Annotated in this window: 2 pseudogenes; both read left to right on the top strand. The window is 63.6% G+C overall.

Features of this window, described 5'->3' with window-relative positions:
• Positions 1–243, top strand: a pseudogene (locus tag ACUCV3_RS27375) (glutathione S-transferase family protein); the annotation flags it as partial.
• A 2-nt stretch (positions 244–245) separates the two neighbouring features.
• Positions 246–357 (top strand): annotated as a pseudogene (locus ACUCV3_RS27370) (transposase); the annotation flags it as partial.

Here is a 357-nt window from a genome sequence, read left to right as displayed (position 1 = left end):
GAGAAGATGCCGGGCATCTATGATTATCTGGAGGCGGTTCTGCCCGAGAGCGGCTGGCTGGTGGAGGATCGCTTCACTTTGGCCGACATTGCGGTGGCCTGTCCGCTGATCAATGTCTGCTATTGCAGCAGCGGGTTGAAGGATGGCCGATGGCCCAGGGTGAAGGCCTGGATCGACGGGCTGCAGGCGCGGCCGAGCTTTGCCGGGGCGATGGCGCTGGAGGCGCGGATGCTGGGCAAGGCTGCGGTTCGCGGGGGTATGACGCGGGCAAGAAGACCAAGGGGCGCAAGCGCCATATCTTGACGGATACCGACGGCAATCTCGTCCATGCCGTATTCCACGCCGCCGACATCCAAG

Source organism: Sphingobium sp. VMM (genome assembly GCF_056790315.1).
Note: the sequence above shows the minus strand (reverse complement) of the source record. Positions and strands in the feature narration are given on the sequence as shown.